We start from the raw sequence: 22747 nt of genomic DNA, 5'->3' as shown, positions 1-22747 counted from the left end.
GTATGAGTTTCTAATGTGCCAACTGTCAATTCACCCGTAGCTTTTGCCTTACGTTCAACAGCCCCCCGACAAGCGCAAACAGCAACATGACCAGCATTCCGTTAATGCGCCGCTGGCTGGACGAAATGACCGTCTGTGCGGAAACAGGCACCTTCACATCGATGGCTCCGCGCGCGTCGATCGCAAGGGCGTCGACGACGCGGCCACGGGAGTCGACCACGGCCGAGATGCCGTTGTTGGCAGCACGCAACAATGGCAATCCATTCTCCACCGCGCGAATCTGGGCCTGCCTGAAATGCTGATACGGTCCCGGCGTGTCGCCGAACCATGCATCGTTGGTAACGTTCACAATAAGCTGCGATGACGTAGCGTCAACTGCCACCAGATCGGGAAAGATCACCTCATAACAGATAAATGGCAGGGCACGAATGCCGCCCGGCAGCGTGATGGCATGACGCTCGTTGCCGGCCGTGAACGTCAGCGGCCCGGCGACGAGCTGTTCGATGCCGAAACGAGCGAGCAGGTCGGCGAAAGGCAGATACTCGCCGAACGGGACCAGATGAACCTTGTCCACGGCGTCGGCGATCTCGCCCTTGTCGTTGATCGCCACCACGGAGTTGTAGTAGCGGCTGTCGGCGCTGGCCGCCGAGCCGCCCTCCTCACGCACGACGCCGGCGATCAGCATCTGGCCGTCGCCCAGCATGTCGCCCAGCGCCGTCAAGGCGTCGGGGCGCTCCGTGAAAAGGAACGGTACGGAGGTTTCCGGCCAGAGAATCAATTGCGGTTTTTCGTGACCTGGGTCCGGTGCCTTTGCGGAGAGGCCGAGCAAGGTGGCGAAGATGCGGTCGCGCACCGAGGCGTCCCATTTTTCCGACAGGTCCACGGTCGGCTGGACGATACGGACATCGAGACTGCGCGTCGCCGGCTTTTCGGGGGCGGTGAGCCTGACATAGCCAAAGCCGACATGGGCGGCGGCGAGCACGACAAACAGCGTGGCGCCCAGCCGAAGATGCCGGCGCGCCGCCAGCAGCGCCGGCAGTGCGAAAAGGAAAACCGCGAGCGCATTCATGCCGATCATGCCGGTCACCGAGACGCTCTGCATCAAAAGCGGTACCGGCATCGCCGCGTAGCCGATGGCGTTCCAGGGGAAACCGGTGAACAGGAAACCGCGCAGCCACTCCGCCAGCGCAAAACCGAAGGCTAGGGCAGCGATACGGCCGATATCGCTGCTCCACAGGAGCCGCGCGACCACCGTTGCGAAGCCATAGAAAAATGCGAGCGCGAAGGGAATTCCGACCACCGCGAACGGCAGTGCCCAGGCAAAGTCGTCGGCCTCGACCAGCAGCGCCGAGCCGATCCACCAGAGGCCGGCGAGGAAATAACCGAAGCCGAACCACCACCCGACGGCGAAAGCCGGCCGCAGGCGCCGCAACAGGCTGCCGGAGGCTTCGCCGGTCGCGCCATCGAGCAGCCAGACCAGCAGCGGAAACGAAATGAAACAGGCGGCAAAGAAATCGTAAGGCGCCTGCCCCAGAACCGTCAGCGCCCCAGCGAAAAACGCCACAAGCGAACGCCGCCAACCCCAAAGCAGAATTATCCGGCCGGCAAGGCGCTCCATGCGTATTTCCGTCGCGCGAATCAGGAGCTAAGATTTATCAGGCCGCGCCGCGCGCTCCAAACGCCGGCGTGATTACCCGGCCGCTCTCTACCGGTGCCAGCCTTCGATGCGCAGGCCACCCAACCGCTCGGCCTCTTCACGAGAAACAGAACCCATCGGTTGCGTGAACGTCCAGACATGGCCCTCGGGATCGCGCGCCCGATACTGGCGTTCGCCGTAGAACTGGTCCGCCGGCTCCTGGATTATTGCAGCACCGGCCGCGCGGGCATGCTGGCAATGCGCATCCAGGCCGTCTTTCAACCTGACATAGACCGATTGCGTGTTCTTGCCCTGGACCGACGCGGGGCTCGCGACATGATCGGCCCATTCAGAATCGACAATGAGGTAGCAATCGCCGAACCGCATTTCGGCGTGGACCAGCTTTCCCTCAGCATTGCTGACCACCATGCTGCGCTCGAAGCCAAAGGCTGCTTCAAGCCAATCCAGGGCAGAGCGTGGGTCCTTGTAAAACACGCCGGAGCCGAGGACCGAGTGCTTGAACGGATCCTCGATCGTCATGCGAGAGCAGGCTTTCAGGCCTGTTCGGTGCGCGCCGTGGCCCGCCGGCGGCGTTCGCCCTTTTGGCTCTGCACGATGCGCACGCGCTTGACGCGGCGCGGATCGGCGTCCAGCACATGGAATTCGAAGCCGGGAATGGCCTGCACCACCTCGCCGCGCGCCGGCACGCGGCCGAGCGTGTTGAAGATCATGCCACCAATGGTGTCGACATACTCGCCATGTTCACCCGCGGCGAATTCCTCGCCGATCATCTTGGCGACCTCGTCGATCTCGGCCTTGCCATCGACGATAAACACGCCGTCGCCGGTCTGGGTGATCATCGGCTCGTCGTCGTCATGCTCGTCCTCGATGTCGCCAACCACCATCTCGACGATGTCCTCGAGCGAGACGAGGCCGTCCGTGCCGCCATATTCATCGATGACCAGAGCCATCTGCGTGCGCGTCGTCTGCATGCGGCCCATCAAGTCGGACGCAAGCATCGACGGCGGCACGAACAGGACCTGCCGGATCAGGTTGAGCTCTCCAATGGTGCGCGCGAGGTCGACCTGGGCAAGATCGAGAACCGTGGCGACAGGCGTTTTGCGGGTTGCACGGCCCTTCCTGACACGCGCCAGCTTTGTGATATGGGCCAGCACGTCGCGGATATGGACCATGCCGCGCGGGTCGTCGAGCGTCTCGGAATAGACCGGCATGCGGGAATGACCGGATTGTTCGAACATGCCAAGCAAGTCACCGAGCGACGTGGCGATCTCGACCGCCTCGATATCGGCGCGCGGCACCATGACGTCCTCGACGCGCACCTCGCGCAGGCGCAGGATGTTGTTGAGCATGGCGCGCTCGCCAGGCGAGAAGGATTCGACATCGCTCGTCGTCTCGGCGAGCGCGCCGGCGATTTCTTCGCGCAGACTGGTGCCGTTGCGTTGCCGGAACAGGCCCAGCACGCGGTTGAACAGGGAGGGGCCGGCAGGCGACGGCTCGATGGCCGTGCTGCCGGTGTTGGCAACACTAGGGGTAACGGTACTCGGACTTGATCCCTCTTCCGACGTATCGGAAGCCTTGATCGCACTGCCGACATCGGGGCGGGCGGCAGTCTCTGGTTTGTCGTTCATCGTCGTCCGGTCAATTGGTCTTTTTTAGTTACGCGTAGGGATCGGGAATGGCAAGCCTTGCCAGCGCGGCGCGCTCGATGGCTTCCATCTCCTCGGCCTCCGCGTCGGTCTCGTGATCATGGCCCATGAGATGAAGCAGGCCATGGATGACGAGATGGCAGATATGGTTCTCCAGCAGCTTTTCTTCCAGTGCCGCTTCGCGCGCCACCGTCTCGGCGGCAAGCACGATGTCGCCGAGCATCGGCGGCAGCGGGCGGCCTTTTGTCGGCGGAAATGCCGGGAAAGACAGAACGTTGGTGGGCTTGTCCTTGCCGCGCCAGCCGGCATTCAAGGTACGGATATGGGCGTCGTCGGAAAAAACAATGCTGAGTTCGGAATGACCCGTCGCACCGGTCTCGGCAAAGGCGGCTTCAACCGCGCGATCGACCAGCCGCGTCAGGCTTGCTTCATCGGGCCAATCGCCCGCTTCAACCGATATATCGATCTCGACGGGAACCGGAAGGCTCCCGCCGCCAGAGGTGTTGTCCTCAGCCATGAGGCCGCATCGTCAAGATCAATTCTCGGCACCGAGGCCACGAGCCAGCTTGGCGTCCNGTGTTGTCCTCAGCCATGAGGCCGCATCGTCAAGATCAATTCTCGGCACCGAGGCCACGAGCCAGCTTGGCGTCCCGGTCATAGGCCCTGACGATTTCCGCCACCAGCGGATGGCGAACGACGTCGACATCGTTGAAGCGCACGGTTACCGCGCCTGCCACACCGTCGAGGACACGCAAGGCTTCGACCAAGCCTGATTTGGTGCTCGGAGGAAGGTCGATCTGTGTCGGATCGCCAGTGACGATCATGCGCGAGTTCTCGCCAAGACGGGTGAGAAACATCTTCATCTGCATCGGCGTGGTGTTCTGCGCCTCGTCGAGAATGACGGCGGCGTGCGCCAGCGTGCGGCCACGCATGAAGGCGAGCGGTGCGATTTCGATTACTTCGGCTGCAATCGCACGCTCGACCTTGTCGGCCGGCATCATGTCGTAGAGCGCGTCATAGAGCGGCCGCAGATACGGATCGACCTTCTCCTTCATGTCGCCCGGCAGGAAGCCCAGCCGTTCGCCGGCCTCGACAGCCGGTCGCGATAAAATGATGCGCTCGACCATGCCGCGTTCGAGCAGCATCGCCGCATGCGCCACCGCCAGATAGGTCTTGCCGGTGCCGGCTGGACCGATGCCGAACACCAGTTCCGACCGCTCCAGCGCCCGCATATAGGCGTCCTGGTTCAGGGAGCGGGCATAGATGGTCTTCTTGCGGGTGGCGATCTGGGCGGCGGAGACCTTGCCCTTGCGCTCCAGTGTCGGCAGCGTGAGCTGGTCGTCGGCGGCGATAGCCATGCGCACGGCCCCGTCGACATCGGACTGGCTGATATCGACGCCCTTCTGCAGAATGCCGTAGAGATTGTCCAAGGCGCGGCGCGCCTGTTCGGCGGCCGAAGCGGACCCCTTGATGGTCAGCTGGTTGCCGCGCGAGCGGATGTCGACGCCGAGCTTTTGCTCCAGCCGGGCCAGGTTTTCGTCGAACTGGCCGTAAAGGGCGCTGGCAAGCTTGTTGTTGTCGAAAGTCAAAACGATGTGCGCCATGTCAGAAGCCCCGGATGCCGGTACCGGGGGCAGATTCTTCAGCTCCGCTGCGCTCAACCGTCTCTCCTCATCTGCCGAGACCATCAGGCCAATTCGGCGAACAGGCTGTTGTAGCCCGTCTTCGTGATTCGCACCTTGATAATGTCACCGATTTCACCGGCGTTTTCATCAACAATAACTGGCTGCAGCCAAGGCGAGCGGCCGACCTTCTGGCCGGCCTGACGACCAGGCTTCTCGATCAGCGTATCTATGGTGCTGCCGATCAAACTCAAGCCGAAATCCTGCTGTTGTTTCAACAGCAGCGCCTGCAGGCGCTGCAAACGCTCGTCCTTGACCGCTTCCGGCACGTGGTCGGACATCTCGGCGCCGGGCGTACCGGGACGCGGCGAATATTTGAAGGAGAAGGCCGAGGCATAATTCACCTGGCGCACCAGATCCATGGTCGCTTCGAAATCGGCCTCCGTCTCACCGGGGAAACCAACGATGAAATCGCCCGACAGCGCGATATCGGGGCGGGCGGCGCGGATGCGGTCGAGCAGCGCCAGATAATCCTTGGCCGTATGCCTGCGGTTCATCGCCTTCAGAATGCGATCCGACCCGGATTGCACCGGCAGGTGCAGATAGGGCATCAGGGCGGCCAAGTCGCGGTGCGCGGCGATCAATTCGTCGTCCATGTCGCGTGGATGGCTGGTGGTGTAGCGCAGCCGCGCCAGGCCGGGGATTTCGGCCAGCCGGAACAGCAGCCGCCCGAGACCCCATTCCGCGGTCTTGCCCCGTTTGGTCTCGCCCTGGCCATGCCAGGCGTTGACGTTCTGGCCGAGCAGCGTCACCTCGCGCACCCCGGCCTCGGCCAGCCGCTCGGCCTCGGCGACGATCTGCGCCACCGGCCGCGACACTTCCGAGCCTCTCGTATAGGGCACGACGCAGAAGGTGCAGAACTTGTCGCAGCCTTCCTGGACGGTGAGGAAGGCGGTGACGCCACGCTTGATCACCTCGGCACGCTTGGGCTGCGGCAGATGTTCGAACTTGTCCTCGATGGCGTATTCGGTTTCGACGATCTTTTCGCCGCCGCGAACCCGGGCCAGCACGTCGGGGAGACGGTGATAGGTCTGCGGACCGATGACCAGGTCGACGGCCGGCGAACGCCGGATGATCTCGGCGCCCTCGGCCTGCGCCACGCAGCCGGCGACGCCGATCAGCATCTCGCGGCCGGCAGTTGCGCGGTCCGCCTTCATGTCGCGGATGCGGCCAAGTTCGGAATAGACTTTTTCGGCGGCTTTTTCCCTGATATGGCAGGTGTTAAGCAGCACCAGATCGGCCTCGCCGATGACATCGGTCGCCGCATAGCCGTCAGCGACCAGTGCATCGGTCATACGCTGTGAATCATAAACGTTCATCTGGCAGCCATAGGTCTTGACGAAGACCTTCTTGGCTGCCGTGGCGCGCGCCGCCGGGTGTCCGGCCACAGTGCCGATGTCGTCGCTTTCAGTCGTGTTCAAGTTCATCGGCGGCTTCTAACGCCTTTCCGTGACAAAAAACAGACGATTCTCGGCATGTGCCAGCTGGCGCATGCCGGCGGCTAACGGCTCGGGAGCGGATCGGCGAGGGCGGCCTGCATCATCTCGCGCACCCGGCCTTCCATCAGCTTGGCCGTTTCCTTGCGGTTGGAACCCTTGGCAAAGGCGATCGGTTCGCCGAAATGCACCTCGACGTCGAGCGCGCCCTCGGCCATCAGCACCTTGAGATGCGGCATCAGGTCCTCATCGCCGATCCAGGCTGCGATCGGGCGGTGGCGGCGGCCGAGCGGCACGCCGTGCAGGCGCGTATAGGCGATCCCAACGGGCTGGATGAAGACCTGCTCGGCCGCGCCTTCGGAAATGGCCATCGAGGCGGCGCCGAACAGGGTGCTTTTGAAGGGCAGGACGACATTGCCGTCACCGGTCGAACCCTCGGCGAACAGCACCATGGCATCGCCCTTGGCCATGCGTCTGGCGATCTCGCTGGCCTGATCGCCAGACGAACGCTTGCGTTCGCGCTCGATAAAAACAGTGCGCTGCAGTTTCGACAGCATGCCGATCAGCGGCCAGCCTTCCATGTCGGCTCGGGCGATGAATTTCACATCCGCAAAGGAGCCCAGCACCATGATGTCGGTCCAGGAGATGTGATTTGAGACAACCAGCAAGGGGCGTTTGTCGGACAGCGCCCCTCTGACATGGATACGCATGCCGAGCGCCCGGATGATGAGCCGGTGCCAGAGCTTGAGGATGAAGGTTTCCGGCCACCAACCGGTCTTCATCGACACAATCTGCAGCGGCACGAAAACCAGCGACCCAGCGACGACGAGGCCCAGCGCCAGGAAAATCCTGATTTTCTTGATCATCGCCCTACCGTTACAGCGCCGCGCGTCCTCTTGGACGCGCAAAGGACGCTGTAACACCTTAATTCTGGCGCATGATCCTCTCCGAAAATCGGATTCGATTTTCGGGGTCATGCGGTCCCTGGCTAGCGAAGATCGCGGCGCATGACAAGCGCCCCAGTCGGCCCGCGATCGGGCGACTTGTAGTAATCCGGACGCTTGCCGACTTCCCGAAACCCCAGGCGACGATAGAGGGCGATCGCCGCGGCATTGGTCTCATCGACCTCGAGGAATAAGGCTTCGGCGCGCTGCGAATGCAATTCGCGCAGCACTGCGTCCATCAACTGCCAGCCCAGCCCCTGGCGGCGATGCGATCGCGCCACCGCGACGGTCAGGATTTCACCCTCGCCCGCGGCCAGCCGGGCGAGGACGAAGCCGACAGGCGGCTTGGCGCCCTGCCCGGTTTCGCGCGCGGCATAACCGAACACGGTGTCCTGTTCGAGCAAGGCGGCGAACTCACCATCAGTCCAGGGGCGGACAAAATCCTCGCGGTGCAGCAGCGAGACCGCGGCGCTGTCGGCGATCCTGAGCGGCTCGAGCGCATAGTCCCGGCGACGTGGTTGAAGAAAAGGTATGCGCATCAATTCTCGTTTTCTCGTCTGACCATGATCTCTGGACAAACGGGACCGTTTGTCCGCGAAAACCGGCCTCCACTTTTCGGGATCATGGTCTCTGCCTCGATAGTATAAACCCGGCCTGCGGCTTGGCATCGGCACCGCGCAGATAAAGCGGCTTCGGCCTTTCGCCCTCCCCCTTTGCGGCAGCCAGCCGGGCGTAAGTGAGAATGTCGGCGGTGGCCGCCCGAGGCCCGATGTCGAAGGTGCGGCCGGCCGCGTCAGCGATCAGTGTCGCCGCCGTGCCGGCGAGCACCGCGGAACGTTCCGACGCCATCGTCACCGCACCCGCAAGCGTGGCCGTGGCCGGACCGTAAGTCAACACTGACATTTCATCGTACAATGCGGCATGGATTTCCTCGCGGCCGGCATCAAGCGCCGCCAGCACGGCGCGGCCAGGAAAGGCACTGGCCGCCTCGGCCGCCAGTGCCTCAAGGGTCGTCACCCCGATTGCCGGCAGCTTGAGCGCCAGCGCCAGGCCACGCGCGGTCGACACGCCGACGCGCAGGCCGGTGAAGGAACCCGGACCGACAGAGACGGCAATGGCGCCAAGCCCGACGTAGTCGGTCGCGCCGGTCTTCAGCGCGTCAGCGATCACGGCCATCAGGTGCTCGGCATGACCCTTGCCCAGATCGAGCACCGAGCGGCCAAGCTCCAGCCCAGCCGCCGCGTCGTAGACACAGGCAGCGCAGAGGCTGGCGGCACAGTCGATGGCGAGAACTTTCATGAAACGACCGGTTCGAAAAACAATTCCCTGTGCCCGCCATGGCGCGCAACCGCAAGTGTATAGTGCATAATTTGTTAAGCGGCTTCGGTTTGGGCAGGCAGAAGAGCTTATGCCTCCGGCCCTATGCGCAGTATGTGGTTGTCCCAGACATAGTCCGGTTCCGTCCGCGTGGCACCACCGCCCTCGATGATCTCGCCGGCGCCCGTGGTGGCCATGAAACCTGCCCCGTCGCGCGCCACGCCGCAGACCTCGACCAGCGCGCTGGAGGAGACGATCCGGCCGCTGCCCGCATCGATCACGACAAGCGAATTGCCTTCCGGCGAGGAGACGGCGACGGTGCCGGCACCAGGATTGGCGGCGACCGAGCCGATATAGTTGCGGAAACCGGACAGCACATCCCGCGGCATGTCGAGCAATGCCAACCCCTTGCCCCGCGCGGCGCGACCGATCAGAAGCGGACGATCGGTGCCGGAGCCCCTGTATTGGCAGCCGAACCAGACGGTGCCGGTCTGGTCGGTATCCATGTGGCGGATCGACAATTGGTGGAGAGCGGCCGGCAGTTCATGCTTTTCGATCAGGTCGCCGGTGACGCGGTCGACCAGCACATAGGAAGGTTTCATGGTCGCAATGTTGAGCTCGGCGCGTCCATAGTCTGGATGGGTCTCGATGCCGCCATTGGCGACCGCGATCGTCTTGCCGTCGCCCAGCAGAAGAAGTTCGTGCGGGCCCATGCCGTAGGTCGGGAATTCGCCGATGCGATTGAATTTCGCCCGCGCGTCATAGACGCCCACCACGCCAACGGCGTTGTCGAAGTCGTTCTCGGTGGCGTAGAGCAGAGCGCCGTCGGGCGAGAAGACACCATGACCGAAGAAGTGCCGGCCTGCGATGCTGGCGATGGTCCGCGGGGCGTCGCGCCCGGCGTGATCGAAAACGACGGCGAAGGTGCCGGGCTGGCGGGCGAAAACCACCGAACGCTTCGAGATCGGATCGAAGGTGACGTCATGACCCCGATCGGGCAGGTCGATCGTATGCAGCACCTTGCCGGCCTCGGACAGGACGGCGGCGCCAAAACCGCCGTCGCGCTTGAGGAAGGCGGTGGCGAACACGGCATCCGCCGCGAGCGTATTTGCCCAGGCCGAGGGCGTCACGGCGGCGGCAAAGCCAATGCCGGCGGCCCTCAAGAAATCGCGGCGGTCGATGAGCAATTCCTTCACGCTCAGTCTCCATCCAGCGACGAGAAGCCGGCGGTCAGACCGAATTCGGCGGTCAGCCTGGTGCCAATCAGAGTCGACAGGCTGGAGGTGATCAGGGCGAAATGCTCGAGTTTTTCGCGCAGCGCCGGATCGGCGAGCGCCTTGTCGATCGGACCCTGGACGGCCTTGGCGGTCGCAACGCCGTTGAGCAGCTGGATGTGGATCGACTCTGCCATCCAGCGCGCATCCGGCGGCAGCGTGCTGCCGAGCTTCGACACCTGGAACAGCGCATCGATGCCGGCCAGATTTCCGGCCAGCGCGTTGGCGGTGTTTTGCGAACGCCAGTAGATCGCCTGTTTTGGTTTGTCGGCCTCGGGCCTGGCGCCCAGAAAACCCTTCAGGCGCACATCGCGAACCATTTCCAGTTCATTGATGAAGACGCCGACCAGTTCGGTTACCGCCTCGTTGCCATCGCGATAGAGCGCGTTTTGCGGCCCCGGATTGGCCCACAGTGCCGCGAATCCGTCGGGTTTGTTCCAGGCCGCGCTGACGTCCGTCGCGATAGCTTCGATGTTGCCGGCAACGGCCGCGCCATAAGCGCACCGATAGGGTTCAGCCTTGCCCGTCAAGGCGTCGGCGCCGTCGCCGTAAAGCACGAATTCCAGCGCGCCGAGCCCCTGCATGGCAACGCTCTTGCCGGCAAGCTGGACAGGATCGGTGGCGGCGGGATCCTTGTCCGACAACACCGCCTGCACCTGTTTCAGGCCGATGCTCTTGCGATCCGGCCAGAACAGCATGCGCTCCAGCCTGTTGTTCTCCTTGATTGGCCCGAAACCGATGATCTCGGCCGACGACCAGGCATGGACGGTAGCCGAGAACGCAGCTCGCGCCGCTTCGAGATCCGTTTGCGAGGGCGCCTCGCAAAGCCTGTGCATGGCTTTGGCGAGGGCTTCCGCATGCTGGTGCAGGTCCTCATATGCCGGGCGGACAAAGCCGTCGATCGCGCGCTGGACGACATCAGAGGCTTTCACTGCGGCCGATGCGGGCAAGGCGCCCAGCAGAGCCAGCGGAAGAACGAGAACCAGCGCGAAACGCTTCGCCATCAAAGTGACCCCAGGAATTTGACCAATGCATCGCGCTCGGTGGCGCTGGTGGCGGCAAAGCGGTCGCGCGCCTTCCGGCCCTCGCCGCCATGCCACAGGATGGCCTCGACCAAAGTGCGCGCACGGCCATCGTGCAGATAGAAGGAATTGCCGTTGACCGTTTCGGTGAGGCCGATGCCCCATAGCGGCGGCGTGCGCCACTCATTGCCGGTCGCGTCGCCCACAGCCTGGCCGTCGGCAAGATCCGGCCCCATGTCGTGCAGCAGGAAATCGGAATAAGGCCAGATCAACTGGAACGCCTGCGCCTTGTCAGGTGCATCGCGACGGGTAACGAATTTCGGCGTGTGACAGGCAATGCAGCCGATTTCATAAAAGACCTTCTTGCCGGCGAGCACCTCAGGCGAGGCGAGGTCGCGTCGCGCCGGCACCGCCAGGTTCCGCGAATAGAAGGTGACGAGATCCATCACCGGCGACGGCGCCTCGACCGGGCCGAGGCGCGCCTGCACGCCGTTGGGCATGGCGAGACACTTTTCCTGCGCGGCGGTGCAATCACCCCAGTGTTTCGGCTCGTCCGGCGTTGAGATGCCGATATCGCCGGCAAAGGCATCCGCCGCTTGCTGGCGGATCGACGCCGTCTGCGCCTTCCAGCCGAAACGGCCAAGCGTCGGTTCGCCGCTTAGGCCATCACGCACGATGTTGGGCTTGCCGGAAATACCATCGCCATCCCTGTCGTCAGGGTCGGCATGGGCCAGAATGTCGGCCGGCGCGATCTGTTCGATCAGGCCGAGGCCGATCATCGGCGGCGTCAGGCGCGGCGACAGCGTGGTGCGCGGATTGAGCGGCCCGTAGCCGAGATCATCGATCGTATAAGCGGGCTTGCGCAGGGAAGCCGCGGTGCCGTCCGGCAGTTTCACCTTCCGTTCCTGATAGTCGACACGCATCCTGCCCTCACCCCCGAGACCAAGCACAGCCAGTTCCTGCAACTGCGTGCCATAGACCGGGTCTGGAAGGTTGAGCAGCCCATGGTCGGCGAGCGCCGCCTTCTCTTCCGCGCTGCTGGCGTCGCGCGCCAACCGCAGGAACATCGAGGTGGTCCCAACATCGGCTTGCGGCGGCCGTCCACGGCCATCCTTCAGATGGCAGTTCTGGCAGGCGCGTTCGTTGAACAAGGGTCCGAGCCCATCCGAGGCCTGCGTCGAGGACGGCGACGACACCCAGTTCTTGCGGAAAAGCGCATTGCCGAGCTTGAAGGTGCCTTCTTCCTCGAAGCTGATGTTGGCCGAAGATTGCGAGAAGGAATCACGGCTGATGTCTTTCCGCGAGGTGCCGGCGCCACCTTGCATCAGTTCGAAAGGCTCGGGCTTGGAAAAATCCGTGGTAGGCCTGGTAACGATGGTGACGCGCGCCTGATCCTTGGCATCGAGGCCGGTGCGCGTTGTGGCGAGACCGGCGGGTAGAAGGTCGCCGGCGATGGCAGGAGTGGTCAGCGCCAGCATCAGAATAATGCCGTGCCGACCAGCCGATATGGCTGGCATTTTCCAGAGGCGCGGCGGGCCCTTGACCCGCCGCAAGCGGCGCAGGACGTCTAAGAGGCGCCGCATTCCCGCATATCCTTAGTCCGCCTCGTCCGCCGGTGCGGCGTTGAGCTGGCCGTACTTTTCCTCACCGATCGAGGCCAGCAGGTCGAGCTGCGTCTCGAGGAAGTCGATATGGCTTTCCTCGTCGGTGAGCAGTTCCTCGAACAGTTTCATCGTCACGTAGTCGCCCGCTTCCTCGCAGATTTCGCGCGAGCGCTTATAGGCAGTGCGCGCGTCATATTCACCGGCCAAGTCGGATTCGAGCACTTCCTTGACGTTCTGGCCGATGCGCAGCGGCGCCACGGACTGCAGATTGGGATGGCCTTCAAGGAAGATGATGCGGGCGACGAGCTTGTCGGCGTGATGCATCTCCTCGATCGATTCCGCCCGCTCCTTCTTGGCCAGCTTGGCGTATCCCCAATCCTCGAGCAGGCGGAAATGCACCCAATACTGGTTTACGGCGCCGAGCTCCAGAAAAAGAGCCTCGTTAAGCCGCTCGATGATCTGTGGTTCGCCTTTCATGGGTTCTGCTCCCGTATTGGACGCGCAGGCCTCTGACGCGATCCAGATGTGAAACGATGTCCATGCCGCTTGCCTGCGAGCGGGCGTGGTAGTTCTCGGTGACCCGAATGATCGTTTCCACCACATTTGGGAAGCAGCCGCAACAGCGACCCCGTTTGTGCATGGCGTGATAGACCTTTGCCGGCACGATGAGCTGCCAGGGATCCTGATCCAGCAGGCCGATGATCGTCTGCTCGATCTCCTTCTCGGTGATGATGTTGCAATGGCAGATCAGCATTTCGTCGCTCTGGCTGACGGCGCTCCGATGCGCCGTTTGGCTGGGGGCTTACTTGAACACCTTGTCGGGCGCGTCGAGACTGTCGGAGCCTTCAAAGGCGATGTTGTTGAGCTTCAAGGCGCCGACGGCGCGTTCGATCGACTTGGTCTGGTCGATCAACGCGTCGATCGCCGCCTGCACGGTGGCATTGCCTGCCGTATTGCCCTCGGCGATCTGCTGGTCGTAGGCCTCGCCGGCCAATGCCCGTCCCTTGATCGCTTCCATCTTGGCGACGGTGACATCGAGCTTGTCGGACAGTTCCTTGTCGATTGCCGGATCCGCTGCCTTGACCATGTCGTGCACCGAGGGACCCGAAACGACGGTGCCGTCCAGCCTGGTGTAGCTGGCGTGATAGGCGGCGCGAATACCGAGGGCATCATGGAGATGAGAATTGTAGGTGTTGTCGGAGAAGCAGTCCTGCTCCTCTTCCGGATCGTGCAGCAGCAGGCCGAGCTTCATGCGCTCGCCGGCCAGTTCGCCGTAGGAGAGCGAGCCCATGCCGGTGAAGATCACCGAGACGGCGGTGTTCGGCTCGCCATCGACGAGGTTCTTGCGCGCGGCGCCGTCTTCCTTCCAGTCGTTGACCATCTTCCGCAGGTCGGAAACCAGAAGGTCAGTTGCCGACTTCAGGTACTGTGCGCGGCGGTCGCAATTGCCGCCAGTACAATTCTTGAGATCATAGTCGGTATAGGGACGCTCGCCGGCGCCCGNGAGCGAGCCCATGCCGGTGAAGATCACCGAGACGGCGGTGTTCGGCTCGCCATCGACGAGGTTCTTGCGCGCAGCGCCGTCTTCCTTCCAGTCGTTGACCATCTTCCGCAGGTCGGAAACCAGAAGGTCAGTTGCCGACTTCAGGTACTGAGCGCGGCGGTCGCAATTGCCGCCAGTACAATTCTTGAGATCATAGTCGGTATAGGGACGCTCGCCGGCGCCCGGGCCGGTGCCGTGCAGGTCCTGACCCCAGAGCAAGAATTCGATGGCGTGATAGCCGGTAGCGACATTGGCTTCGACGCCGCCGGCCCCTTGCAACGTACCGGAGAGGAATTCCGGCGAAAGCTTCGAGGCATCGACCCTCTTGCCGTTGATCTCGATCTCCTTGTTGGCGATCACATTGGCGGTATAGAGCGAATTCGCATCCGAATCCGTGCCGTAGCTCTTGGCGACATAGTCGATCAGGCCTTCGTCCAGCGGCCAGGAATTCACCTCGCCCTCCCAGTCGTCGACGATCTTGTTGCCGAAGCGATAGACCTCGGTCTGCTGGTAGGGCACGCGCGCCGCCTTCCAGGCGTCGCGGGCGGCATTGAGCGTTTCCGCCGACGGGTTGGTAAGCAGCGCGTCGACCGCCTTGTCCAGCGTCCGCGCCGTGGTCAGCGAATCCTCGTACTTGGCAAGCGCGATGTCGGAATAGGTCTCGATCACCGCCTTCGCATCGGTTTGCGCCTTTGCGGGCAGGACGAACACCGCCGCCGTCAGCAGCGCCGTGGCGCCGATCGCCACAAGCCTGCCGCCATATCGTGCCGTCATTGTCGCTCTCCAGTTTCTCGGGAATTCCGCAAACGGCGCGCGCGGCAACCGGCACCAGGCCGTGTGCATGCCACCGGCCGCAAGATATGCCGCGCTGTCGCGCGACTCAGGGAAGTATGCCGCGCTGTCGCGCGACTCAGGGAAGAAAGACACCAAAATGCCTCCAATCGAACGGGTTCAAGGCCCAGACATCAAAGGGATGCGCCAATGCGCAAGCTTCCTTAAAACTTCGAGTTCAATGGAGTCAACGGAAATTGCTTAAAAACCCAATCGAAACAACAGTTTAGAATTATTCTAAACTACAACTGTCAACTTTACGCGTTCGTTGCACCGGCTTTGCGGCCGAACTGTCCGATTGACAGTCGCCATCCCGGGTGCGACCCGCAGACATTCTCTTGCGGCGGTGCCAGACAATTGCCGCTTTGCGAGACGTCCTAGGATCGAATCGGGATCGAAATGCAATGAAGAACGGCGTGGTCATTGTCGGTGCGGGTCATGCGGGCGTGCAGGCGGCCGCCAGTCTGCGCGAGGATGGCTACGACGGGCCGGTGATCCTGGTCGGCGACGAGAACGAACTGCCCTATCACAAGCCGCCGCTGTCGAAGACCTTCATCAAGGATGCCACGGCCAAGCCGCAGCCCTTGCGCGGCGAAGCCTTCTACACCGGCAGCGCCATCGACTACCGGCCGAGCATCCGGATCGAGCGCATCGATGCCGGCCGCCGCAGTCTCGACATTGCCGGCGGTGGCGCACTTGCCTTCGACCATTTGATCCTGGCGACAGGATCGCGCCCGCGTGCCTTGCCATTACCCGGCGCGGAGCTGTTCGGCGTGGTGTCGCTGCGCTCGCTGGCCGATGCCCGGCTGATTCGGGACTTGAGCGCGCATAGCGAAGATGTCGTCATTCTCGGCGGCGGCTTCATCGGACTGGAAATCGCCGCGACGCTTCGGGCGGCGGGCCGCACCGTCACCGTTGTCGAGGCGGTCGACCGGCTGCTTGGCCGCGCCGTGGCGCCCGTGGTGGCCAGCCATGTCCGGCAAAGGCTGGAAGCGACAGGCGTGCGAATCCTCACCGGCACCTCGATTGCAAGGCTCGAAGGCGAAGACGGCCATGTCACCGCCGCGATCACCTCCTCGGGCGAAAGGCTGCCGGCGCACATGGTCGTGGTGGGTATCGGTGCCGTGCCGAATGTCGAACTCGCGCAGGAAGCCGGCCTCACCATAGCCAACGGCATCCGCGTCGATCACCAGATGCGCAGCTCGGTGCCGGACATCCTTGCCATCGGCGACGCCGCCTCGTACCGGCACTGGTTCACCGGCGGCGACGTGCGGCTGGAATCGGTGCAAAACGCCACCGACCAGGCGCGGCTCGCCGCGCGCACCATCACCGGTCACGCCGACGGCTATTCGGCGGTGCCATGGTTCTGGTCCGACATTGGCGACATGAAATTGCAGATGGTCGGGCTGACATCAGGCGGCGACAGCCATGTCGTGCTCGGTGACCTGCCCGACAACAAGTTCTCGATCTACCACTATGCGGGAGACCGGCTGCTCGGCATCGAATCCGTCAACCGCCCCGGCGACCACATGCTTGGTCGCAAGATGCTCGGCGCCGGTTTCTCGCCGACGCCGGAAACGGTTGCGGAGGGACCGGATGGGTTGAAGGCGGCATTGGCCGCGTTTCAGCAGAGTGAACCTGCAAAGGCTATTGGGTAGAAGACACCCGAGATCAAACGTCAATTTCGACGTCTGCGCTGCCCCTCACCCGCCTGCCGGCACCTTCTCCCCGTATAGTGACTGGGAGAAGGCAAGCACTGCTCAGGCGGCGCAGACTTCGCGGATCGAGCTTTCCAGGATGTCGAGCGCTTCGTTCATGACCTCGTCCTGGATGGTGATCGGCGCCAGGAAGCGGATGACGTTGCCGTGGACGCCGCAGGTCAACAGGATCAGACCCTTGTCGAGCGCCTTCAGGCGGATCGCGTTGGCGATCTCGGCCGACGGCAGGCCCTTCTTGACGTCGTTGAATTCGACCGCATTCATGAAGCCCAGCCCCCTGACGTCGACGATCTCGGGCACGTCGTCACGGATCGACTGCAGGCGCTGCTTCAGCCGCGCACCCAGCGTGTTGGCGCGGTCGCAGAGCTTTTCGTCCTCGATGACATCCAGGACGGCGTGTGCCGCGGCGACGCCGATCGGGCTGCCGCCGTAGGTGCCGCCGAGCCCGCCGGGGCTGGGCGCATCCATGATCTCGGCGCGGCCGGTGACCGCCGACAGCGGAAAGCCGCCGGCCAGGCTCTTGGCCATGGTGGTGATGTCGGCCGCCACCTCGTGGTGGTCCATGGCGAACATCCTGCCGGTGCGGGCAAAGCCGGTCTGCACTTCGTCCGCGATGAGCAGCATGCCGTGCTGGTCGCAGAGCTTGCGCAGCGCCGTCAGGAGTTCACGCGGCGCGTCGTAGAAGCCGCCCTCGCCCTGAACCGGCTCGATGATGATCGCGGCGACGCGGGCCGGATCCACATCCGCCTTGAACAGCTTGTCGAGCGCCGCCAGCGAATCGGCGACCGAGACGCCATGCAGTTGCACGGGGAACGGCACGTGGTAGACGTCGCCCGGCATGGCGCCGAAGCCTACCTTGTAGGGCACGACCTTGCCGGTCAGCGCCATGCCCATGAAGGTGCGGCCGTGGAAGCCGCCGCCGAAGGCGATGACGGCCTGGCGGCCGGTGGCGTTGCGAGCGATCTTGATGGCATTCTCCACCGCCTCGGCGCCGGTGGTGACGAAGATGGTCTTCTTCTCGAACTTGCCGGGCAGCATGGCGTTCAGCCGTTCGGCCAGCCGCACATAGCTCTCGTAAGGCACGACCTGGTGGCAGGTGTGGGTGAAGCGGTCGAGTTGCGCCTTGACAGCCTCGATTACCCTGGGATGGCGATGGCCGGTGTTGACGACGGCGATGCCAGAGGAGAAGTCGATATAGCGGCGGCCCTCGACATCCCAGATCTCCGAATTCTCGGCCCGGTCGGCGTAGATTTGCGTGGTCATGCCGACGCCGCGCGAGATCGACTGGTTCTTGCGTTCGGAAATGGCGGAGTTCTTCATCATATCCCTCACCGGGCCGGGGCCCGTTCTGTTTGATGCCGTTCAGTTCCCTTCTGGGCTTATTTCAGGTTTTCCTCAAGCCGGCACCATCGCCGGGTCGATTGGGCCTGACTTGACCAGTCCGGCGATACCCTTGCGAGACCGGTTTTCCTTTTTTCCGCGATCGACTATCCTCCTGATTTCCGCGAGGGACCGCGACGGGCCGCGGCCGGGGGAGCCATGAGCAGGAACGTGACATCGTCTGTCTCCCCGCCATCCGCCAAAACTCCGAGCCTTTTGTCTTTTCCAGCCGCTTCAATTCTCGCCTGCACGGCCTTGGCGCTGCTCGCCGGTTGCCAGAAGCAGGAGGTGGAGGAAAAGAAGCTGCCGGTCATGGTGCGCACCGAAACGGTGGCGATGGCCGACTATGCGCCGAGAACCTCGCTGACCGGGGTGATCGCGGCGCGCACGCTCAACAATCTTTCGTTCCGGACGCGTCGCCGAGCGGCTTGTCGATGTCGGCCAGCATGTCGATCAGGGGACAGTGCTTGCCCGCATCGATCCGCAGGAGCAGGAATCCGATCTGCGATCGGCGCAGNGCGCAATTGACCCAGGCCGCGGCCACTTTCGAGCGGCAAAAGACGCTGCTTGCCCAGGGTTTCACCACCAGGCGCGATTATGACGCGGCCGACCAGGCACTGAAGGTGGCGCAAGGCAGCGTGGATGCCGCGCAGAGCGCGCTCGCCAACGCCCGGCAGAACCTGTCTTTCACCGAACTCAAGGCCGGCGCCGCCGGCGTGATTACCGCCCGCCAGGTCGAAGCCGGCCAGGTGGTGCAGGCGGCGCAGACCGTCTTCACCGTTGCCGAGGACGGCGACCGCGACGCCGTGTTCAATGTGCAGGAGACGCTGGTCGCCAGGACGCCGGCCTCGCCGGCGGTGACGATCACGCTGTTATCCGATCCGCAGGTCAGAGCAACGGGCAAGGTGCGCGAGATCTCGCCGGCGGTCGACCCGGCTTCGGGCTCGATAAGGGTCAAGGTAGCCATTCCCGATACGCCCGCCGGCATGCCGCTGGGGGCGGCCGTCATCGGCTCGGTCGGCGCCAAGCCGGCGAAGGCGATCCTGTTGCCCTGGCAGGCCCTGACATCCAGCGCCGGCAAGCCGGCGGTCTGGATCGTCGATCCCGCGACCAAGGCAGTCGCGACGACGCCGGTCGAGGTGCTGGCGTTCGATTCGGGTACCGTCGTCATTGCCAAGGGACTGAACGCGGGCCAGAGCGTCGTTACGTCGGGCGGGCAATTGCTCAACCCCGGCCAGACAGTCGAAATATCGGGAGCGGCGCAATGAAGCGGCTCCTGCTTGGCCTTGCCGCGCTTGTCGCGCTCGCAGCCTGTTCGAAATCGGAGGACAAGCCGCCGGAGGTCGTCCGGCCGGTGCTGTCGGTCGTGGTCGAGCCGCGCACCATCCAGACCTTCGGTTTCGCCGGCTCGGTCGAACCGCAGGTCAGTGCCGATCTTGCCTTCCGACTGCTCGGTCGCGTCGTCTCGCGCGACGTCAAGGTCGGCGACATCGTCAGCAAGGGCACGACGATCGCGGCACTCGACCCAACCGCGCTGGAGCTGGCCGTCCAGGCGGCCAAGGCCGAACTCTCCAATGCGCAGGCGCAGTTCGCCAATGCGGCCGCCAGCGAGGAGCGCCAGCGCCAGTTGCTCACCTCGGCCAATACGTCGCAGTCTGTCTTCGATGCCGCGCAGCAGGCACGCAAAGCCGCGGAAGCCAGCGTCGAGCGGGCAAAAGCTTCGCTGGCCAAGGCCCAGGAGCAGCTCGGCTATGCCAGGCTGTTCTCGGATTTCGACGGCGTCGTCACCGCCGTCGGCGCGGAGGTCGGCCAAACCGTCTCGCCGGGCCAGACGGTCGTCACCGTGGCGCGCTCGGACCCGCGTGAAGCGGTCGTCGATATTCCCGACCAGTTGACCGGCGATCTCTCGGCGGGCACGCCGTTCCAGGTCATCCTGCAGTCGCTGCCGACAATCCGGACAGAGGCCAAGCTGCGCGAGATCGCGCCCCAGTCCGAGGGCTCGACCCGCACCCGGCGCGTCAAGCTGACGCTCACGGACCCGCCGCAAGCCTTCAGACTCGGTTCGACGGTAACCGCGACCCGGATGACCAAGGTCGTACCAACGATCGAATTGCCAATCTCGGCGCTGCTCGAAAAAGACGGTTCTGAAAAAGTGTGGATCGTCGATCCAAAGACCTCGAGCGTGAGCGCGCGCGATATCAAGGTCGCGCGGAAGGCTGGCGGCACCTTCACCGTGGCGGAAGGCCTCGAAGCCGGCATGCGAGTCGTCACCGCCGGCGTTCACAGCCTCGTCGACGGCCAGAAGGTCAAAGTGCCCGAGGGAGGGGCCTCATGAAGGGCTTCAACCTCTCCGACTGGGCGCTCAATCACCGCTCACTGGTCTGGTATTTCATGCTGGTCTTCGTGGTCGCTGGCGTATTTTCCTATCTTAATCTCGGCCGCGAGGAAGATCCCAACTTCACCATCAAGACCATGATCATCCAGGCCAACTGGCCGGGTGCCTCGGTCAAGGAGACGGTGCAGCAGGTGACCGATCGCATCGAGAAAAAGCTCGAGGAGCTCGACAGCCTCGACTTCACCAGATCCGTCACCACCGCCGGCCAGACCGTAATTTTCGTCAACCTGAAGGACACCACCAAGGCGCGCGACGTCGTGCCGAACTGGCTTCAGGTGCGCAACATGGTCAACGACATCAAGGCGCAATTTCCGCAAGGCGTGCAGGGACCGTTCTTCAATGACCGCTTCGGTGATGTTTATGGCAACATCTATGCCTTCACATCAGACGGGCTGACGCCACGCCAGTTGCGCGACTACGTGGAGGATGTCAGGACCAAGATCCTCACCGTGCCCAATGCCGGCAAGGTCGATCTGGTCGGCGCGCAGGACGAGGCCATCTATCTCGAATTCTCGACGCGACAGATAGCTGCGCTTGGCCTCAACCAGCAGCAAATCGTCGCCAGCCTGCAGGCCCAGAATGCGATCACCCCGTCCGGCGTCATCCAGTCCGGGCCCGAGCGCATCAGCGTGCGCGTCGGCGGCCAGTTCACCTCCGAGGAGAGCCTGCGCGCGATAAACCTGCGCGTCAACGATCGGTTCTTCCGGCTGAGCGACGTGGCGACGATCACGCGCGGTTATGCCGACCCGCCGACGGCCTTGTTCCGCTTCAACGGCCAGAACGCGATCGGCCTTGCCATCGGCATGAAGCCAAACGCCAATCTGCTCAAATTCGGCGAGGCGCTGCATGCGGAGATGAACAAGGTGTTGGCCGACCTGCCGGTCGGCGTCGGCGTGCATCTGGTGGCCGACAGCGGGCGCTGGTCGGCAATCCCGACATCGACCACTTTTCCTCCTATATCGGTCAGGGCGCCGTGCGCTTCGTGCTGGCCTATGACGTGCAGCCCGCCAATCCCTATTTCGGCCAGACGGTGATCGTCACCAAGAGCATCGAGGCCCGCAACCGGGTGAAGCCGGCGCTGGAGAAGCTGTTGCGCGCGGAGTTTGTCGGCACGGACGCTTTCGTCAAGCCGCTTGAGCTCGGACCGCCGGTTGGACGGCCTGTACAGTACCGCGTCGGCGGCCCTGACATCCAGACGGTGCGAGAACTGGCGCAGCAATTCGCCGGCGTGATCTCGGCCAATCCGAAACTCGCAGCGCCGACTTTCGACTGGAACGAACCGCAGCGTGTGCTGAGGGTCGACGTGCTGCAGGACAAGGCGCGCCAACTCGGCATCACCTCGTCCGACATCGCCAGCACACTGAACAGCACGGTGGGCGGCGCGACGATCACGCAGGTGCGTGACGCGACGTACCTGATCAACGTCGTGGCTCGCTCGCGCGAGGCCGAGCGCGGCTCGATCGAGACGCTGCAAAACATCCAGTTGCCGACCGGAAATGGCGAGGCGATCCCACTCGCCGCGGTGGCCAATTTTCGCTACGATCTGGAGCAGCCCACCGTGTGGCGACGCGATCGCATCCCAACCATCACCGTGCGCGCCGGCTTGGTCGGCGACGTGCTGCCGGCGACCGTCGTCAACGAGTTGAAACCGTCGGTCGACGCTTTCGTCGCCAAGCTGCCGCCCGGCTATTCGGTCGAGACCGCCGGCTCAGTCGAGGAAAGCGCCAAGAGCCAGGGGCCGATCGCGGCCGTGGTGCCGCTGATGCTGTTTGTCATGGCGACCATCCTGATGGTGCAGTTGCAGAGTTTCCAGCGCCTGTTCCTGGTGGTGGCGGTGGCGCCGCTCGGGCTGATCGGCGTGGTCTCGGCCCTGGTGCCAAGCGGGGCTCCGCTGGGCTTCGTCGCCATTCTCGGCGTGCTGGCGCTGATCGGGATCCTGATCCGCAACTCGGTCATCCTGATCGTGCAGATCGAGGACCTTGTCGCCGAGGGCAGGGATCGCTGGGCCGCGGTCATCGAGGCAACGGAGCACCGCATGCGGCCGATCGCGCTGACGGCGGCCGCGGCCAGCCTGGCGCTGATCCCGATCGCGCGCGAGGTGTTCTGGGGGCCCATGGCGTATGCGATGATGGGCGGCATCATCGCGGGTACCGCGATCACGCTCTTGTTCCTGCCGGCGCTTTATGTGACGTGGTTCAGGATCAAGGAGCCGAAGCGGGAACAGGGCGGCGAAGTAGACGTCGCCGCTGTTGCGGAAACTTAAGGCGAGGGCGAGCTCCTCGGCGTGACGCGGAGAAC

19 protein-coding genes and 1 pseudogene are annotated in these 22747 nt (G+C 63.8%); 4 read left to right on the top strand and 16 right to left on the bottom strand.

Annotated features, from left to right (window positions below; genetic code table 11):
• Positions 1-25 precede the first annotated feature (25 nt).
• The 15 genes from lnt to X742_RS1000000174810 all read right to left on the bottom strand — a co-directional run bounded on the left by lnt (position 26) and on the right by X742_RS1000000174810 (position 14899).
• On the bottom strand, positions 26-1618 hold the full coding sequence (lnt, locus tag X742_RS153460; protein WP_023772678.1) for an apolipoprotein N-acyltransferase: 1593 nt from the start codon (positions 1616-1618) through the stop codon (positions 26-28).
• Positions 1619-1705: 87 nt separating this feature from the next.
• Complete coding sequence (locus X742_RS153465; protein WP_023772677.1) at positions 1706-2176, bottom strand: VOC family protein; 471 nt, start codon at positions 2174-2176, stop codon at positions 1706-1708.
• A gap of 14 nt (positions 2177-2190) precedes the next feature.
• Positions 2191-3285, bottom strand: a complete 1095-nt coding sequence (locus tag X742_RS153470; protein WP_023772676.1) for a hemolysin family protein — start codon at positions 3283-3285, stop codon at positions 2191-2193.
• A 28-nt stretch (positions 3286-3313) separates the two neighbouring features.
• Complete coding sequence (ybeY, locus tag X742_RS153475; RefSeq protein WP_023772675.1) at positions 3314-3820, bottom strand: rRNA maturation RNase YbeY; 507 nt, start codon at positions 3818-3820, stop codon at positions 3314-3316.
• A 94-nt stretch (positions 3821-3914) separates the two neighbouring features.
• A complete protein-coding gene (locus X742_RS153480) occupies positions 3915-4907 on the bottom strand; it encodes a PhoH family protein (RefSeq protein WP_031241013.1) in 993 nt (330 codons plus the stop codon).
• Between the two features lie 83 nt (positions 4908-4990).
• Positions 4991-6412, bottom strand: a complete 1422-nt coding sequence (gene miaB, locus X742_RS153485) for a tRNA (N6-isopentenyl adenosine(37)-C2)-methylthiotransferase MiaB (protein ID WP_023772673.1) — start codon at positions 6410-6412, stop codon at positions 4991-4993.
• Positions 6413-6486: 74 nt separating this feature from the next.
• Positions 6487-7287 carry a 1-acyl-sn-glycerol-3-phosphate acyltransferase gene (locus X742_RS153490; protein WP_023772672.1) on the bottom strand — a complete coding sequence of 267 codons (801 nt, stop codon included), beginning with the start codon at positions 7285-7287 and terminating at the stop codon, positions 6487-6489.
• 122 nt (positions 7288-7409) lie between these two features.
• Positions 7410-7904, bottom strand: a complete 495-nt coding sequence (rimI, locus tag X742_RS153495) for a ribosomal protein S18-alanine N-acetyltransferase (protein WP_023772671.1) — start codon at positions 7902-7904, stop codon at positions 7410-7412.
• 82 nt (positions 7905-7986) lie between these two features.
• On the bottom strand, positions 7987-8664 hold the full coding sequence (gene tsaB / locus X742_RS153500) for a tRNA (adenosine(37)-N6)-threonylcarbamoyltransferase complex dimerization subunit type 1 TsaB (protein ID WP_023772670.1): 678 nt from the start codon (positions 8662-8664) through the stop codon (positions 7987-7989).
• A gap of 107 nt (positions 8665-8771) precedes the next feature.
• Positions 8772-9878: a DUF1513 domain-containing protein gene (locus tag X742_RS153505; protein WP_023772669.1), complete on the bottom strand. Its 1107-nt coding sequence runs from the start codon at positions 9876-9878 to the stop codon at positions 8772-8774.
• A 2-nt stretch (positions 9879-9880) separates the two neighbouring features.
• Positions 9881-10960 carry an imelysin family protein gene (locus tag X742_RS153510; RefSeq protein ID WP_023772668.1) on the bottom strand — a complete coding sequence of 360 codons (1080 nt, stop codon included), beginning with the start codon at positions 10958-10960 and terminating at the stop codon, positions 9881-9883.
• Positions 10960-12561, bottom strand: coding sequence for a di-heme oxidoredictase family protein (locus X742_RS153515; protein WP_023772667.1), 1602 nt, complete (start codon positions 12559-12561; stop codon positions 10960-10962). The genes X742_RS153510 and X742_RS153515 overlap by 1 nt, the downstream gene beginning before the upstream one ends.
• Positions 12562-12573: 12 nt before the next feature.
• A complete protein-coding gene (bfr, locus tag X742_RS153520; protein WP_023772666.1) occupies positions 12574-13059 on the bottom strand; it encodes a bacterioferritin in 486 nt (161 codons plus the stop codon).
• Positions 13025-13336, bottom strand: coding sequence for a (2Fe-2S)-binding protein (locus X742_RS153525; RefSeq protein WP_023763271.1), 312 nt, complete (start codon positions 13334-13336; stop codon positions 13025-13027). Before X742_RS153525 ends, bfr begins: the two co-directional genes overlap by 35 nt.
• A 48-nt stretch (positions 13337-13384) precedes the next feature.
• Entirely contained in the window at positions 13385-14899 is a 1515-nt protein-coding gene (locus X742_RS1000000174810; protein WP_023772665.1) for an imelysin family protein, read from the bottom strand.
• 461 nt (positions 14900-15360) lie between these two features.
• Here X742_RS1000000174810 and X742_RS153535 point away from each other — a divergent pair, with 461 nt between their 5' ends.
• The gene (locus X742_RS153535; protein ID WP_023772664.1) at positions 15361-16614 is read left to right on the top strand and encodes an FAD-dependent oxidoreductase; all 1254 of its coding nucleotides are present in this window, start codon (positions 15361-15363) and stop codon (positions 16612-16614) included.
• A gap of 102 nt (positions 16615-16716) precedes the next feature.
• Here X742_RS153535 and X742_RS153540 read toward each other — a convergent pair whose 3' ends face one another.
• The gene (locus tag X742_RS153540; protein WP_023772663.1) at positions 16717-17994 is read right to left on the bottom strand and encodes a 4-aminobutyrate--2-oxoglutarate transaminase; all 1278 of its coding nucleotides are present in this window, start codon (positions 17992-17994) and stop codon (positions 16717-16719) included.
• A gap of 584 nt (positions 17995-18578) precedes the next feature.
• On the opposite strand from X742_RS153540, the gene X742_RS01000000170180 reads away from it, so the two are divergent.
• From X742_RS01000000170180 to X742_RS01000000170175, 3 genes and pseudogenes are all read left to right on the top strand, one after another.
• Positions 18579-19322 carry an efflux RND transporter periplasmic adaptor subunit gene (locus tag X742_RS01000000170180; protein ID WP_245275550.1) on the top strand — a complete coding sequence of 248 codons (744 nt, stop codon included), beginning with the start codon at positions 18579-18581 and terminating at the stop codon, positions 19320-19322.
• Positions 19319-20389, top strand: coding sequence for an efflux RND transporter periplasmic adaptor subunit (locus X742_RS153545; protein WP_023772662.1), 1071 nt, complete (start codon positions 19319-19321; stop codon positions 20387-20389). Before X742_RS01000000170180 ends, X742_RS153545 begins: the two co-directional genes overlap by 4 nt.
• Positions 20386-22712, top strand: a pseudogene (locus X742_RS01000000170175) (efflux RND transporter permease subunit). Before X742_RS153545 ends, X742_RS01000000170175 begins: the two are co-directional and overlap by 4 nt.
• Positions 22713-22747 lie beyond the last annotated feature (35 nt).

It is taken from the genome of Mesorhizobium sp. LNHC229A00, from assembly GCF_000502415.1.
GTDB lineage: Bacteria > Pseudomonadota > Alphaproteobacteria > Rhizobiales > Rhizobiaceae > Mesorhizobium.
Note: the sequence above shows the minus strand (reverse complement) of the source record. Positions and strands in the feature narration are given on the sequence as shown.

Coding starts and splice junctions, on each gene's coding strand:
- lnt (WP_023772678.1), bottom strand. CDS start 1,618: ATGGAGCGCCTTGCCGGCCGGATAATTCTGCTTTGGGGTTGGCGGCGT.
- X742_RS153465 (WP_023772677.1), bottom strand. CDS start 2,176: ATGACGATCGAGGATCCGTTCAAGCACTCGGTCCTCGGCTCCGGCGTG.
- X742_RS153470 (WP_023772676.1), bottom strand. CDS start 3,285: ATGAACGACAAACCAGAGACTGCCGCCCGCCCCGATGTCGGCAGTGCG.
- ybeY (WP_023772675.1), bottom strand. CDS start 3,820: ATGGCTGAGGACAACACCTCTGGCGGCGGGAGCCTTCCGGTTCCCGTC.
- X742_RS153480 (WP_031241013.1), bottom strand. CDS start 4,907: ATGGCGCACATCGTTTTGACTTTCGACAACAACAAGCTTGCCAGCGCC.
- miaB (WP_023772673.1), bottom strand. CDS start 6,412: ATGAACTTGAACACGACTGAAAGCGACGACATCGGCACTGTGGCCGGA.
- X742_RS153490 (WP_023772672.1), bottom strand. CDS start 7,287: ATGATCAAGAAAATCAGGATTTTCCTGGCGCTGGGCCTCGTCGTCGCT.
- rimI (WP_023772671.1), bottom strand. CDS start 7,904: ATGCGCATACCTTTTCTTCAACCACGTCGCCGGGACTATGCGCTCGAG.
- tsaB (WP_023772670.1), bottom strand. CDS start 8,664: ATGAAAGTTCTCGCCATCGACTGTGCCGCCAGCCTCTGCGCTGCCTGT.
- X742_RS153510 (WP_023772668.1), bottom strand. CDS start 10,960: ATGGCGAAGCGTTTCGCGCTGGTTCTCGTTCTTCCGCTGGCTCTGCTG.
- X742_RS153515 (WP_023772667.1), bottom strand. CDS start 12,561: ATGCGGCGCCTCTTAGACGTCCTGCGCCGCTTGCGGCGGGTCAAGGGC.
- bfr (WP_023772666.1), bottom strand. CDS start 13,059: ATGAAAGGCGAACCACAGATCATCGAGCGGCTTAACGAGGCTCTTTTT.
- X742_RS153525 (WP_023763271.1), bottom strand. CDS start 13,336: ATGCTGATCTGCCATTGCAACATCATCACCGAGAAGGAGATCGAGCAG.
- X742_RS153535 (WP_023772664.1), top strand. CDS start 15,361: ATGAAGAACGGCGTGGTCATTGTCGGTGCGGGTCATGCGGGCGTGCAG.
- X742_RS153540 (WP_023772663.1), bottom strand. CDS start 17,994: ATGAAGAACTCCGCCATTTCCGAACGCAAGAACCAGTCGATCTCGCGC.
- X742_RS153545 (WP_023772662.1), top strand. CDS start 19,319: ATGAAGCGGCTCCTGCTTGGCCTTGCCGCGCTTGTCGCGCTCGCAGCC.